Annotated in this window: 12 protein-coding genes and 1 pseudogene; 7 read left to right on the top strand and 6 right to left on the bottom strand. The window is 60.7% G+C overall.

Going from position 1 to position 13,658, the window contains the following annotated elements; translation table 11 throughout:
* Window positions 1-119 precede the first annotated feature (119 nt).
* Together M5G20_RS30265 and M5G20_RS07980 are read right to left on the bottom strand one after the other, a co-directional pair.
* Window positions 120-758 (bottom strand): annotated as a pseudogene (locus M5G20_RS30265) (PAS domain-containing protein); the annotation flags it as partial.
* A gap of 219 nt (window positions 759-977) precedes the next feature.
* Window positions 978-2,291, bottom strand: a complete 1,314-nt coding sequence (locus tag M5G20_RS07980) for an MFS transporter (protein ID WP_273918688.1) — start codon at window positions 2,289-2,291, stop codon at window positions 978-980.
* Between the two features lie 198 nt (window positions 2,292-2,489).
* Here M5G20_RS07980 and M5G20_RS07975 point away from each other — a divergent pair, with 198 nt between their 5' ends.
* The 3 genes from M5G20_RS07975 (at window position 2,490) to M5G20_RS07965 (ending at window position 5,812) form a co-directional block, all read left to right on the top strand.
* The gene (locus M5G20_RS07975; protein WP_075945709.1) at window positions 2,490-3,908 is read left to right on the top strand and encodes a short-chain fatty acid transporter; all 1,419 of its coding nucleotides are present in this window, start codon (window positions 2,490-2,492) and stop codon (window positions 3,906-3,908) included.
* A gap of 261 nt (window positions 3,909-4,169) precedes the next feature.
* The gene (locus M5G20_RS07970; protein WP_273918687.1) at window positions 4,170-4,490 is read left to right on the top strand and encodes a hypothetical protein; all 321 of its coding nucleotides are present in this window, start codon (window positions 4,170-4,172) and stop codon (window positions 4,488-4,490) included.
* A gap of 149 nt (window positions 4,491-4,639) precedes the next feature.
* A complete protein-coding gene (locus tag M5G20_RS07965) occupies window positions 4,640-5,812 on the top strand; it encodes a hypothetical protein (RefSeq protein WP_273918686.1) in 1,173 nt (390 codons plus the stop codon).
* Between the two features lie 77 nt (window positions 5,813-5,889).
* Here the strand turns inward: M5G20_RS07965 and can are convergent, their stop codons facing one another.
* Window positions 5,890-6,534: a carbonate dehydratase gene (gene can / locus M5G20_RS07960; protein WP_273918685.1), complete on the bottom strand. Its 645-nt coding sequence runs from the start codon at window positions 6,532-6,534 to the stop codon at window positions 5,890-5,892.
* Window positions 6,535-6,703: 169 nt separating this feature from the next.
* Between can and M5G20_RS07955 the strand changes: the two genes are divergently transcribed.
* On the top strand, window positions 6,704-7,108 hold the full coding sequence (locus M5G20_RS07955; RefSeq protein ID WP_273918683.1) for a serine kinase/phosphatase: 405 nt from the start codon (window positions 6,704-6,706) through the stop codon (window positions 7,106-7,108).
* 64 nt (window positions 7,109-7,172) lie between these two features.
* On the opposite strand, the gene rimI is transcribed toward M5G20_RS07955, so the two are convergent.
* Together rimI and M5G20_RS07945 are read right to left on the bottom strand one after the other, a co-directional pair.
* The gene (gene rimI, locus M5G20_RS07950; RefSeq protein WP_273918682.1) at window positions 7,173-7,625 is read right to left on the bottom strand and encodes a ribosomal protein S18-alanine N-acetyltransferase; all 453 of its coding nucleotides are present in this window, start codon (window positions 7,623-7,625) and stop codon (window positions 7,173-7,175) included.
* Entirely contained in the window at window positions 7,618-8,373 is a 756-nt protein-coding gene (locus tag M5G20_RS07945) for an energy transducer TonB (protein ID WP_273918745.1), read from the bottom strand. The genes rimI and M5G20_RS07945 overlap by 8 nt, the downstream gene beginning before the upstream one ends.
* A gap of 220 nt (window positions 8,374-8,593) precedes the next feature.
* Between M5G20_RS07945 and mksB the strand changes: the two genes are divergently transcribed.
* From mksB to mksF, 3 genes are read left to right on the top strand one after another with little or no spacing between them, the layout of a single operon-like run.
* Window positions 8,594-9,874 carry an Mks condensin complex protein MksB gene (gene mksB / locus M5G20_RS07940; RefSeq protein ID WP_191635232.1) on the top strand — a complete coding sequence of 427 codons (1,281 nt, stop codon included), beginning with the start codon at window positions 8,594-8,596 and terminating at the stop codon, window positions 9,872-9,874.
* Window positions 9,864-10,565, top strand: coding sequence for an Mks condensin complex protein MksE (gene mksE, locus M5G20_RS07935; RefSeq protein ID WP_034149629.1), 702 nt, complete (start codon window positions 9,864-9,866; stop codon window positions 10,563-10,565). The genes mksB and mksE overlap by 11 nt, the downstream gene beginning before the upstream one ends.
* Window positions 10,562-13,426, top strand: a complete 2,865-nt coding sequence (gene mksF / locus M5G20_RS07930; RefSeq protein ID WP_273918680.1) for an Mks condensin complex protein MksF — start codon at window positions 10,562-10,564, stop codon at window positions 13,424-13,426. The genes mksE and mksF overlap by 4 nt, the downstream gene beginning before the upstream one ends.
* A gap of 52 nt (window positions 13,427-13,478) precedes the next feature.
* On the opposite strand, the gene M5G20_RS07925 is transcribed toward mksF, so the two are convergent.
* The coding region (locus M5G20_RS07925; protein ID WP_273918679.1) for a hypothetical protein at window positions 13,479-13,658 on the bottom strand (180 nt) is incomplete at its 5' end.

The raw sequence follows: 13,658 nt of genomic DNA, 5'->3' as shown, positions 1-13,658 counted from the left end.
TGCGCGCTCTGGTCGGTTTGCTGCGACGTGCTGTAGGCAATGTTCGCCGCTTCGGCGACGGCTTGTTCCTGGTTGACCTGATCGGTAATCACCGTGGCGAACTTCACCACTTTGTAGAGTTTGTTGTTGGCATCAACCACCGGGTTGTAGGACGCCTCCAGCCAGACCGCACGACCGTGGCTGTCGACACGCCTGAAACGCTCGGCCACGTACTCACCCGCATTCAGGCGGCGCCAGAAGTTCTGGTATTCGGCGCTGTTGTACTCTTCCGGCTGACAGAACATACGGTGATGTTTGCCCTTGATCTGCGCCAGGCTGTAACCCATCCCCGAGAGAAAACGATCGTTAGCATTGAGCACGTTGCCATTGAGGTCGAATTCGATCACCGCCGTCGAGCGCACCAAGGCACCGATCAGGTTTTCATGTTCGCGGGAGGCCTCGATGGTGCGGGTCAGGTCGCTGGAGAAAATCGAGAAGTGCATGACCCGCCCGTCCGCCGAGCGAACCGGTTGCAGGATCGAACGCAACCACGCTTCCTGACCGGTCCCGCGCAACAAACGCACAGTGCCGGCAAAGTGTTCGCCGCGATTGAGGGCATTACTGAAACGGCGCTGGAACTCGTCATTCTTCACATGATCCGGGGCGATATCGTCAATGTGCCGGCCGATCAGCTCGTTGCTCTTGTAGTGCATCTCGCTCAGAAAGTTCTGGTTCACCGACTGAACCCGGCCATCCGTATCAAGGGTCAGCACCAGCATCTCGCTTTCCAGACTTTCCTTCACTTGCCGAAGGCTGGAGAGTTCTTCACGAAGAGCCGACAGCTCCTGCTTCAAGCGTTTATTGAACATGGGATGCACCGAGGGTCTGGGAACAAAGCGATATGCAGCCTAACCATCGGCCAAGCGGATTTTTTCTGAAGAGCCCCTCAGCTTCGTCCTACAAAAAAAACCTGTAGGCGCCGTCGCGGCGACTTCTGTTCAGGCAACGCTGGCGGCCGAACAACCGGAATATTTCGGCATGCGTGTACCAAAATACGCCGCGCTGCACACGCCCACGGCGCCCATCACCGCACAGAAAATCACGCAGATCCATGGGCTCCACGGCATCAGCCCGATCAACAACAGCGGTGTGATACTCGCCCAGGCTGCGTAGGCAATGTTGTAGGTGAAGGAAATGCCCGAGACACGAACCCGCGCCGGAAACAGGCTGACCATGACCGACGGCACCGCACCGACCACCCCGCACCCAAGGCCGGCCACGGCGTAGGCCAGACCGATCCAGTCACCGCCGCTGATCAGGCAGCCGTACAGCACGCCGATGCCCAGGGGCAGCAGCAGGCTGTATAACATCACCGTACGCCAGGCCCCCATGCGGTCGACCAGCCACCCGGCGAGCACGCAGCCGATGTTCAGGAAGACGATGCCCAATGCACTCAAGGCGAAGGTATGACTGGCGGTCATGCCGAAGGTTTTCTGCATCATGGTCGGGGTGATGACCACGAACACCACCACTGCCGAGGTCAGCACGCAGGTGAGGATCATCGCCGGCAGCATCGCCAGCCGATGTTCGCGCAGGACCGCCCGCAGCGGCAGCTCGACGGTTTCTTCGCGCCGCGCCTGCATGGCCATGAACACCGGGGTTTCGCTGAGCCAGCGACGCAACCAGACACCGATCACGCCAAACACGCCCCCTAGCAGGAACGGGTAACGCCAGGCGTAATCGAGGATTTCTGCCGGGGTAAACGCCTGTGCCAAAAACGTCGCGGTCAAAGCGCCAAGCAGATAGCCAAAGGTCAGCCCCGCCTGCAAAAAGCCCAAGGCATAGCCGCGATGGCCGACCGGCGCGTGCTCGGCGACGAACACCCACGCGCTCGGCACCTCGCCGCCCACGGCCGCGCCCTGGAGAACCCGCAAAGCCAACAGCAGCAGTGGTGCGAAGTAACCGATTTGCGCGTAGGTCGGCATGATCCCGATCAGCAGGCACGGCAGCGCCATCATCAGGATGCTCAGGCTGAAAACCTTTTTGCGCCCGAGCCGGTCGGCGAAATGCGCCATCAGGATCCCGCCCAGAGGCCGTGCCAGATAACCGGTGACGAAGATCCCGAAGCTTTGCAGCAGGCGCAGCCACGCGGGCATTTCCGGTGGGAAGAACAGCTGGCTCAAGGTCAGCGCGAAAAACACGAAAATGATGAAATCGTAGATTTCCAGCGCCCCGCCGAGGGCCGCGAGACCCAGGGTCTTGTAGTCCGAGCGGCTGAACGGCGCCGGGCGCGAATCGGTGTTGGCAGTCATAAAGAACTCTGGCACAGGCAAAAACCAAGGCGCCCATGGTCTACGCAAACGCGCCGGCGGACAACCCGTTAGACCAAAGTCCCATAGCCGCAAAACATCCCCGCAAAAAACCTTCGGTTGAATTAATGTTGGCGTCTGTCGAGACGGGCTCCAGTCGCCCCGCAGACCACAACAAACATAAAAATTCGAGGTACTCCCGTGGCCGCTGATATCGAAGATACCCGCTCCGCCCGCTTTGCCCTGCGCTGTTCAAGTTTTGCCGAACGCTGGTTCCCCGACTCCTGGGTGTTCGCCGCCCTGGCGGTAATTATTGTGGCCCTGGCCACCATGGCCATGGGCGCCAAGCCCACCGACGCCGCCATGGCCTTCGGTGACGGCTTCTGGAGCCTGATCCCGTTTACGATGCAGATGGCCTTCGTGGTGATCGGCGGTTACGTCGTCGCCAGCTCACCACCCGCCGTGAAGTTGATCGACCGCTTGGCGAAACTGCCGAAAAACGGCCGCTCCGCCGTGGCATGGGTTGCGCTGATCTCCATGGTCGCCTCGCTGCTCAACTGGGGCCTGTCGCTGGTTTTCGGCGGTTTGCTGGTGCGCGCCCTCGCCCGTCGTACCGATCTGAAAATGGATTATCGCGCTGCAGGTGCAGCCGCGTATCTGGGACTCGGCGCGGTTTGGGCGCTGGGTCTGTCGTCGTCGGCGGCACAATTGCAAGCCAACCCGGCCAGCCTGCCGCCGTCGATTCTGTCGATCACCGGGGTGATTCCGTTCACCCAGACGATCTTTCTCTGGCAGTCGGGTGTGATGTTGCTGGCCCTGATCGTCATTTCGCTGATCATTGCCTACGCCACCGCCCCTGGCCCGAACACCGCCCGCGATGCCAAGGCCTGCGGCGTTGACCCGAGTTTCAATCTGCCGCCCCTGCAGCCACGCACCCGTCCCGGCGAATGGCTGGAGCACAGCCCGCTGCTGACCATTCTGCTGGTGCTGCTGGCCGCCGGATGGCTGTTCCATGAGTTCTCGACCAAACCGGCGATCAGTGCGATTTCCGGACTGAACACCTACAACTTCCTGTTCATCATGCTCGGTGCCCTGCTGCACTGGCGCCCCCGCAGCTTCCTCGACGCCGTGTCCCGTGCGGTGCCGACCACCACGGGCGTGCTGATCCAGTTCCCGCTGTACGGTTCGATTGCCGCGCTGATGACCACGGTCAAAGGTGCCGACGCGCAGACCCTGGCCCACCACATCTCGACGTTCTTCGTCAGCATCGCTTCCCACGACACCTATGCGCTGTTGATGGGTGTGTATTCGGCGATTCTCGGCTTCTTCATTCCATCCGGCGGCGGCAAGTGGATCATCGAAGCGCCGTACGTGATGCAAGTGGCTAACGACCTCAACTACCACCTGGGCTGGGCCGTGCAGATCTACAACGCCGCCGAAGCCCTGCCGAACCTGATCAACCCGTTCTACATGCTGCCGCTGCTGGGCGTGCTCGGGTTGAAGGCGCGAGACCTGATCGGTTTCTCGTTCGTGCAATTGCTGGTGCATACACCGCTGGTGCTGTTGCTGCTCTGGGCACTGGGAACGACGCTGGCGTATACACCGCCAGTGATGCCGTAACGGTAGGGGCCGGCTTGCTGGCGATCGATGCGCCGCGGTTAACCAGACCGCCCGCGTCATCGTTAACGACCACCGCCAGCAAGCAGGCTCCTACAGAAGTACGCCATCCAGTCAAACAAAGCTGACAATCTCGAAGACCCCTTCTTACAAAACGCGTGGCGTTGTCCCACTCAATACGGGTGCAAGTCCTGACTCTTGCCGCCTGCCGTGTTGAATTAACCTGTCCCGGAGAATCAATCATCAAACCCCAAGGAAGATCCGATGACACCCATATCCAAAACACTGGAAGAGTTGATCAATGACATTTACCAGGACGGCAACGTCTCGGTAGTCGAGTACCGGACACTGCGAGACGATGCCGATCGCCGCATGGACGCGGTCGTTCGCGAGTTTGGCCAGCACAACAATGTGACGGCCTTTCAGAAAGCAATGGATGTCGCCATGCAGCTTTTGCAAACCGCCGTGATCGATGCCAAAAAAGCCGGCCTGACCGACACCGGTGAGGCGATCGTCAAGGACGCGGTCACGGCACAAGTCGAATACCTGCGGGCCGGCAGCCAATTGGCGCTGCGTCTGCTGTGATTGCCTGATCTTTAACCAGCCCGCAAATCACACGTTGCGGGCTGGATTGCACTTCTCCGAAAAAATGCCTGAGTCCTACTTTTCTGCTTCATTGTGTTGATCCAGTATGGCTGTATCCGTAACGGGACCACGCTGAAAAGGATCTGAGCATGCTAAAACTTGCAGGACTTACCCTCGCGGCTCTCACTCTGAGTGCCACAGCCCATGCCGATATCAACCTGAAGTTGGGCAGCACCGAACGCGTTACCCGCCTTTTTGCCTACCCCAACAACTGCAACGTGATCTGTTTTCGCAACTGGACGCTTGAGCAAACCGTTGAGCATTACCTGACCCAAAGCGTTCAACGCGACGGCTATAGCGACGCGAAGGTGCTGGTCAAAACCGACAACCATCAGCTCTATGCCGAAATCACCGGCGTACCCAAAAGTTATGAAAAGCCCTTGGCCGCGCTGCTCGACGCCGGGGACCTGGCCTACAACGGCGCCAGCAAACTGAACGCCGACGGCAAGTGGGCCTACAACTGGTACTTGTTCCTGCCACTGGGCATGGCACTGGAAAATCGCAGAAGCGTCGAACTGCTGCACTTCCCGCCAGACTATTCGTTGACCCAGGCTCAGGATTACCTGCGGTCTGCCACCACTGATCGCTGGGCCACGCTGCTGACGGTCAACGGCGTCCCTGCCGAACAAACGCCGGGCTACCAGACCATCATCGATATTGCTCCGATTGCTGCACCGTCCAACGCCGGCAAGGACCTTGAGGGTGTCTATAGCTACTTCAAGGAGTACCAGACCACGATGGTCAGGCAGGTCAGCCTGAACGCCAGCGGCGATGCCCTGCCGATGGTTGCCTTCGGCACACCGGTGCGTAACTGGATCAAGGAGCAATACGGGCCGACGGTGAATGTGTTGAGCCTGGTCTACATCAGCCCGAACGAGGGGGTGAAAGTCCCCGTGCTGGGAGCCAACCATCCGAGCTACATTTGGTACGCCGCTGATCCGGCGAATTACACGGGCACCGATGCCAAGGCCAAGGCCGATACGGCGGGACTGAAAGTCATGGGGCAGGATTTGAGTGCGGCGTGCTGGCAGGCCGCGATGGGACGCGAATCCAACACCAATCCTGATGTTGAGCTCAAAAGCTGCACGCAAACCTGGCAAGTGGCGCAGAAAGATAAAACCTGTGAACTGTTCTACACCTCGGTCCGTAACCTGACGCCTCCACAAGCCGTGGGCAAATGCGCGTCGGCAACGATCCAGGCCCAACTCAAACAGCTCAAGGCGCCCGCGCCAGCGACGGCACTTCCCGCTCCAGCGCTATAAACCGATGCCAGCCCACGGCCAGCGCCGACGACCAGATGCTTGCCACACTGGCGTCGGCAATGGCCCCGCTGAAAGGCTTACAGCGGTTCGAACGGACGCAGGCGATACTGCGGCGGCAACTGCTCGAAACCACTGATGGTGGTATTCAGGCTTTTCCAGCGACCGTCCTTGATGCCATAGATGCAACCGTGAATCGACAGGCTCTGCCCGCGATGCCAGGCATTTTGCACAATGCTGGTGTGCCCGACGTTGGCCACTTGCTGGATCACATTCAGCTCGCAGAGACGGTCGACCCGCTCTTCCTCAGTCGGCAACACCGCCAGTTCTTCGCGCTTTTCGTAATACAAATCACGAATCGAACGCAGCCAGCCGTCGATCAGGCCGAACTGACGATCCTGCATCGCGGCGCGCACACCACCGCAGCCGTAGTGGCCGGTCACCAGGATGTGTTTGACCTTGAGCACGTCCACCGCGTACTGAATCACCGACAGGCAGTTGAGGTCGGTGTGCAGCACCACGTTGGCCACGTTGCGGTGGACGAACAGATCACCCGGCAGCATGCCGACAATCTCGTTGGCCGGCACCCGTGCGTCGGAGCAGCCAATCCACAGGAACTCTGGAGTCTGTTGGCGCGCCAGCTTGGCGAAGAAGTCAGGATCTTCTTTGGTGATCGCATCAGCCCAGCGCTCGTTGTTATCAATCAGATCTTGTAATTCGTTCATGCTTTGAAGCCTCAAGAATGGTGCGCAGCTTTGACTGACAACCGTCCGTCGGGGTCACGCGCGAAATGCAGTTGCTTTCCTGATACCTGGACACAGGGCTCCATGCCGGTTGAATTCTCGGTAACCCAATGGGTCCACCCTAGTAAGGCCCACAGTATGAGGAATTGCCATGACTGAATCACGACGTCCTTACGATGCGGTGCAACCGGAACCCATCGATGACAACGAAGACCGCATGGGTTCGATGAATGAGCTGGATTTCAAAGACGACGAACCCAGCGCAAGAATCGGTGACGAGCTGCCCGACAATGAGCGCGAACTACTGATGCCACGCCAGCGCGTCCGCGAAGCCGGCATGACCGGCGCCTCGACGGATGATCACGAACCCACCGACGACGACATGAGCCCGGAAACCCTGATCCGCGAAGACGGCGCTCGGGATGCCCGCGAAGTCGGCACAGGGGATCAGGCCGATTGGGACCTGAGCATTGTCGATGAAGACGACATTGGCGGCGGCAACGGGCCGGATGAGGCGGAAATGGCGCGGCGCGATCCCCTGGACCGCAAGCGCTGATTTTTTGTGGCAAGGGAGCGTCTCGGCGCCCAGCGGGAGCAAGCTCCCTCGCCACAATGGTCATTCAGTCCACCAATGTACAGGCCATCACTACCGCGTCTTCGCGCCCACCTACCGCCGGGTAGTAATCCCGTCGACGGCCAATCTCATTGAAGCCATAACGCTCGTACAGCTTGAACGCGGCGGTATTGCTGTCGCGAACCTCCAGGAAACATTCTCGAGCTTCAGCCTTGTAGGCAATCGACATCAGATGCTCCAGCAGCGTCAACCCCAGGCCACGGCCCTGGTTTTCCGGTTTGACCGTGATGTTCAGCAGATGCGCCTCGTCGAGGATGATCTGCACCACACCGTGGCCAACCTGTTGCTGCCCCTCAAACATCAGCCAGATCTGGTACTTGCCCAGCCCATCCAGGAAAATCCCGCGGGTCCAGGGATGGCTGTAGGCCGCGTATTCAATCTTCAGAACGGTTTCCAGGTCCGCCTCGGTCATCGGGCGGAACGATACAGCGTCAGTCATTCGATTCTTTCCAACGCGCCATCAGCCGACGCATGGCTTGCCAGACATCAGCCTTACGCTGTGGCTCTTCCATTAATAATTCCAGGCCAGGCACCGCCCAGGCCGAGCCCAGGCCTTCGACCTGCAGTTCCCGATTGAAGGACTCGGCATCCGCCTCACCGGCAAAACGCACCGCAGGCAGGCCGATCAGCCACACGCAGACGCACGGTGCGTCTTCGAGCCTGGCCGAGAGAAAACCCTGAACGAAATCGCGGGCCGCTTCCGGGCCCTGGTCCATCGTGCCGCGCACCAGCAATGGCCAGCGCACCGGCTCACCGACGATCTGCGGGCTGTCCGGCAGACCGGCGGCGCGCAGCATGTCCTTGAGCAACAGATAAGCGGGATCCCGGGCCTGAAACGCCTCGCCTGTGGGTAACTCGACCAGCAGCAGGCAGCGCCCGGCCCGCAGCAACTGCAGGGCGAAACGCGGTGGCGGCACAAGCGGTGCCTTGACCACGACCGGTGCCTCTACCGCCTCGTCCACCGGGATGGCTCCGGTGCGGGTGCTCGCCAGCGATGGCCGTGGCACCTCGATCTTTGTCCGTTCCGCCGGTTTGACTACCGGCGTCACGGGCGCCACAGGCGCTTCAGCCACGGCAGCCGGGGCCACAGCCGCAACGCCAAGTGGCTCGGGCATCTCCAGCAGCTCGGGCCGCGACGGCGCGGCGAAAGGCAATTCGGTGCGCGGCAGCCAGCTGACCACCTGCATGGCGTTCAAATAAGCGCGACGGCGGGACTCAATAAGCAAAGGTCGGCCACTTGTGGATAACTAAAGTGCGCTGATTCTACCGCCGTTCGCTCAAGATCGCCTGCTGTTGATCGATTGACTTCACCCATAGAAAAAACGACAGCCTGTCCCGAGAGTGAATCGCATTGCCTCCGATGCAGTACAATCGCCGCTTTTAATCGCCAACCAGCCGGCCATTCCGATGATCGAACCCAAGCGCGTCTTGCGCGCCCTCGCTGAACACTGGGCACTTCTGGAGCCACTGTGCGAGCACTTCGACCAAGGCACACTGAGCCTCAACGAACTGCGTTCACAGTTGGCCGCCCAGCAACTCGACAGTACGCCGCAGGACATCACCAGCCTGCTGGACGTGTGGATTCGCCTCGATATTCTGGTTCCCGTGGCGAAAAGCCCGAACCGTTTCGAGCTCAATGCGCAAATTCACGACTTCCTCGCCTATCTGCGCCGCGAACACCGTCTGGGCCTGTGCCTGGAGATCGAAGCCTATCTGCGCCACCTCGAGCGTCTGGCCGGTTATATCCAGGACGCCTTCGATATCCGCGATGGCCATGACCTTGCTCGTCAACTGCGTCTGCTCGACATGCGCGTGCGTGACGTGCTGAAAAAACTCGATAACGACGAACAGGCACTGGTGGCCGTCGCCGAGCGGGCGAAAACCAGCGACCGGCAGATACCGCTGCGTCAGCGTTACGCGGAAGTGCTGGCGACCTGGGACGAATACGTCGAGCCGATGATTGATCTGGTGAACGCCGACGGCGCCTTCGAACAAGGCGTGCGCAAGGTCGAAACCGTGCTGCTGAAGATGCTCAGCGAACAGCAACGCCTCGGCCACCTGGTCGACGACGACATGCTATTGCGTACCCACGCGCGCATCCTCGAAATGCAAACCAGCGCCCAGTTGACCCTGCGTCACGCCCGCGAACTGCTGCTGCCGCTGCGTGAAGAAGCGCGCCGGCACAACGCGGTGACCCGTGGGGCGGCGTTGGCCCTTTCGATGATCCGACGCAAGGGCATCGACGCCGTGCCGCAAGCGGCCATGCCGATGTTCACCCGTCCGCAGAGCACCTTTCTCGGCAGCGCCAGTCAGGTCGAGGCCTACGTGTACGCCCTGGCCCGTTTCGAGCCGAAACCCGCGCGCTTCCCCAAGGCACACAAGACCCACAAGGGCGGCGATGCTCCACGCGCGCCGCGCACGGTCCGCGAAATGCTCGACCGCTGCGAAGACGCCCTGCCGATGCCGGACCTGATGACCTGGCTGCTGGAGCAGGAACCCGACGGCGCCACGGACGAATTGCTGTACTGGTTCTCGCGCCTGTCCCGGGAAAAACGCTTCAAGCGTGAGCGCCTGGAACGTCGCGACTACTTCACACACGAGCATCAGGTCAGCCTGCGCTCCTTCGCCCTGCTCTCGGCCGGCGACACCGCCGCCGAGGATTCTGCGAGCACTCCTTATGCATCTTGATCTATCCGAACTGTCCCATCTGGCGCCGATCTTTCGCGAGCTGTTCAAGGGTTATCACGTCAGCCGCCGCGATCCGGAGCTGTACGCGCAGTTGTCGAACTTTCAGGACCAGTACCGCACGCTGTTCAAGGCCTTGGGCTTTGAACTGGTCTGCGACACCCGTGGTTTCTACTACTTCGTGCCGGACCTCGCGGCGGCGGCGGTGAACAAGACTGCCCAGCGTCTGGCACTGTTCACCTTCATCCTCGTCGAGCACCTGGCCGATCAGGGCCGCGACCCGATTGCCGTGCTCGATGGCGGCAGCCTCGGTCGCGATGAACTGCCGTCGCTGCTGGAAAAGTACCGCGACCTGTTCATCCAGGCCGAAGTGCAGACCCAGGACGAGCTCGAAGAAAAAATCATGCGTCGCATGACCCAACTCGGTTTCGCCAGCGAAGAAAACGGCGTCTACCGTTTCCTGCCGCCGATGCACCGATTCCTCGACGTCTGCCTGTCTGTTCAACAAGACCGCGATCTGGCAGCCAGCCTGCACAGCGTATTGCCACTGCCCGTGCCGGTGCTGATCGACGAAGACAGCGACGAAAAACTGCTGCAGACCGACGACCCACTGGACCTCAGTGAGTTCGAAGGCGAAAGCGAAGAAGACGCCCTGGCCCGCGCCATTGCCGAAGAACAGGAGCTCGACGCATGAGCAAGGAACGTTACGGCATCCGCCGCTTTGCCCTTTTGAACACCGCCGGCTACAGCCTCGGCCTGTTCCCGCTGGAAGAGCCGTTGTCGGTCTACGGCGCGAACAACCTCGGTAAATCCGCTTCGATTAATGCGTTGCAGTTCCCGATTCTGGCGCGCATGTCGGACATGAGTTTCGGCAAATACAGCCTGGAACAATCCCGGCGTTTCTACTTCGCCTCGGACACCAGCTACATCCTCGTAGAAGTCTCGCTGCCCCACGGCCCACACGTGATCGGCGTGGTCGGGCGCGGTCCGGGCGGTGGTTTCGGTCATCAGTTCTTTGCCTACGCCGGCAAACTTGATCTGGCTCATTACCAGAAGAACGACACCTGTCTGCGCCAGAAGGAACTGTTCACCAACCTTGAGCGCGAAGGCCTGAAAGCCTATGAGCTCAAGCCTGACGAACTGCGTCGTCTGCTGGTCGGCGGCCACACGTCGATTCCGCTGGACCTGACACTGATCCCGCTGCGCTCCACCAGCGAACAGAGCCTGAAGACCTTCCGCGCGCTGTTCATCAACCTGCTGCACATGCGTGAAATCACCGCGGCCAAGCTCAAGCAACTGTTCCTCGACGCCTTCGAACACAGCCTGCGTTCCGGTAGCGTCGATTACATTGCCGCGTGCGAAGAAGCCTTCCGCGATGTACGACGGATGGAACAGGACTACAACTCGCTGGTCGCCGCCGGTCCACTCGTCGAAGCCCTGGCCAATGGCGTGAAACAGCGCGACATCCTGCGCGGCAAGCTGCACCGGATTTCGCCATTGCTCGATTCCCTGCTGGGCACCTGGTCGGACTACGCCAGTGCACGCAAGGAAGAGCTGACCATTCAGGCCGAGCACTACCGCAACGAACAGGACGCCCTGCAAAACGATCAGCGCGGTGGCACCCAGGAACTGATGCGCCTGGAGCGGGAAATCACCGGCATCCAGCGCTGGCTCGGCGAACTGGCGGTGCTCAAGCATCGCTTTGCCCTGGTCGATGACGTCAAGGTGCTGGAGCAACAACTGCTCGCGGCCAAGGACGCTCACGACGAACTGGCCGGTGCGCTGGCGCAGTCCCGTCAGTTCAGCGCCGAAGACCTGGAAGAACGCCTGCGGGATCTGGAAAAACGCCTGAAGTCGGTTAAGCAGCAACTCGATCACGCCGACAACAACAGCTACGCCCGCCTGCGCGAAGAGTTCTCGCAACAGGACGTCGAGCGCCTGATGCGCCTGTTCAACAGCGCGCTGTTCAGCCTGCCGCTTGGCGAGCACGGCATCACCCTTGACGAGAACGGCGACTGGGTGAAATCCGTGGAGCTGATCCTCGACGGTTTCAAAGGCGAGCGTTTCGAGGTGCCGGGGCTGTCCATCGACATCTCGCACATCGAGCCGCCAGCCCTGCAAGCGCTGGCCGACCGTGCCGCGCTGCGTGATCAGAAAGAGCGTCTGGAAAAAGAGCTCAAGCAACTGAAAACCCAGCAAGCCGTGGCCGCCGACCGCGCCGCGAGCAAGACCCAGACCGAAGCGCTGTACCAGCAGGTGCTGGATGCGCAAAAGGCCCTGGAAGATTTCCGCCGCACCCAGACCCTGAGCGCGGAAGAAGGCGACAAGCTCGAGCAACTGGCGCAGATGGAAGCCGCGCAGGACGAACTCAAGCGCTCCAGCGATGCGTTCACCGAGCGCGTCCAGCAACTGTCGGCCAAGCTGCAACTGGTCGGCCGCCAGATCGGCGACATGGAAGCCAAGCAACGCACCCTCGACGACGCCCTGCGCCGTCGCCAGTTACTACCAGCGGACCTGCCGTTCGGCACGCCATTCATGGACCCGATCGACGATTCCATGGACAACCTGCTGCCGTTGCTCAACGACTATCAGGACAGCTGGCAAGGCCTGTTGCGCGCCGATGGACAGATCGAGGCGTTGTACGCGCAGGTGCGCCTCAAGGGCGTGGCCAAGTTCGACAGCGAAGACGACATGGAGCGCCGCCTGTCACTGCTGATCAACGCTTACGCGCACCGTACCGACGAAGCGCTGACGCTGGGCAAGGCCCGTCGTGCCGCTGTGACCGACATCGCCCGGACCTTGCGCAACATCCGCAGCGACTATGACAGCCTCGAACATCAACTCGCGCTGTTCAACCGCGAGATCAACAAGCGTCAGGTGTCCAACCTGCAGAGTTTCCGCATCGTGCTCGCGCCGAACAAGGAAGCGCTCAAACACATCGACCAGATCATCCACAGTGCAGGTCAATACGAAGAAGGCGAAACCCTGTCGGTGTTCGACCTCAGCCAGAGTGCGGAGCAGGACAACAAGAACGAAGAGGCCAAGGAGTACCTTGCTCGGTTAGTCGCCGCGAACCACAACCAGCTCGGTCTGAAAGACTTGTTCGAACTGGCGTTCGAGATCACCAAGGTCAATGGTCAACCGGTCATCCACACCGACATCGACGGCGCCGCCTCCAATGGCACCACCATGACCATCAAGGCGCTGACCAACATGTACTTGTTGCTGCACTTGATGGACCGCGACCTGGCCGGACGTGTGCGCTTGCCGTACTACCTCGACGAGGCAGCAGATATCGACGAGAAGAACCAGGCTGCCTTGCTGGAAACCAGCCTGCAATTGGGTTTCGTGCCGATCCTGGCGAGTGTGAAGCCGCAGGTCTGCGCCAGTGTCGCCATCGACCTGGAAGGCGGCAGCGGCCCGGCCGGCATTTACATCGACGAGGCGGACTGGAAGTACATCCGTCGCCACGATCAGGTGAAGGCGACGCTCAACGAACAGGCGGATGAACCGGAGATGGATGCGGTATACGGATCCGTACGTACGGTGGTGTGAGAGGACGGCGGATGTAAATCCGCCTCCTACTCGATCCATCAACAAAGCCGGATCAAACCGCATCCATCTCCGGTTCATCCGCCTGTTCGTTGAGCGTCGCCTTCACCTGATCGTGGCGACGGATGTACTTCCAGTCCGCCTCGTCGATGTAAATGCCGGCCGGGCCGCTGCCGCCTTCCAGGTCGATGGCGACACTGGCGCAGACCTGCGGCTTCACACTCGCCAGGATCGG

The sequence above is a fragment of the Pseudomonas sp. TNT2022 ID1044 genome (assembly GCF_028656895.1).
In the GTDB taxonomy this organism is placed as follows: domain Bacteria; phylum Pseudomonadota; class Gammaproteobacteria; order Pseudomonadales; family Pseudomonadaceae; genus Aquipseudomonas; species Aquipseudomonas reinekei.
This window is presented reverse-complemented; position numbering and strand designations above follow the sequence as displayed.

Coding starts and splice junctions, on each gene's coding strand:
- mksF (WP_273918680.1), top strand. CDS start 10,562: ATGAGCAAGGAACGTTACGGCATCCGCCGCTTTGCCCTTTTGAACACC.
- M5G20_RS07970 (WP_273918687.1), top strand. CDS start 4,170: ATGACACCCATATCCAAAACACTGGAAGAGTTGATCAATGACATTTAC.
- M5G20_RS07980 (WP_273918688.1), bottom strand. CDS start 2,291: ATGACTGCCAACACCGATTCGCGCCCGGCGCCGTTCAGCCGCTCGGAC.
- mksE (WP_034149629.1), top strand. CDS start 9,864: ATGCATCTTGATCTATCCGAACTGTCCCATCTGGCGCCGATCTTTCGC.
- M5G20_RS07955 (WP_273918683.1), top strand. CDS start 6,704: ATGACTGAATCACGACGTCCTTACGATGCGGTGCAACCGGAACCCATC.
- rimI (WP_273918682.1), bottom strand. CDS start 7,625: ATGACTGACGCTGTATCGTTCCGCCCGATGACCGAGGCGGACCTGGAA.
- M5G20_RS07965 (WP_273918686.1), top strand. CDS start 4,640: ATGCTAAAACTTGCAGGACTTACCCTCGCGGCTCTCACTCTGAGTGCC.
- mksB (WP_191635232.1), top strand. CDS start 8,594: ATGATCGAACCCAAGCGCGTCTTGCGCGCCCTCGCTGAACACTGGGCA.
- can (WP_273918685.1), bottom strand. CDS start 6,534: ATGAACGAATTACAAGATCTGATTGATAACAACGAGCGCTGGGCTGAT.
- M5G20_RS07945 (WP_273918745.1), bottom strand. CDS start 8,373: ATGCAGGTGGTCAGCTGGCTGCCGCGCACCGAATTGCCTTTCGCCGCG.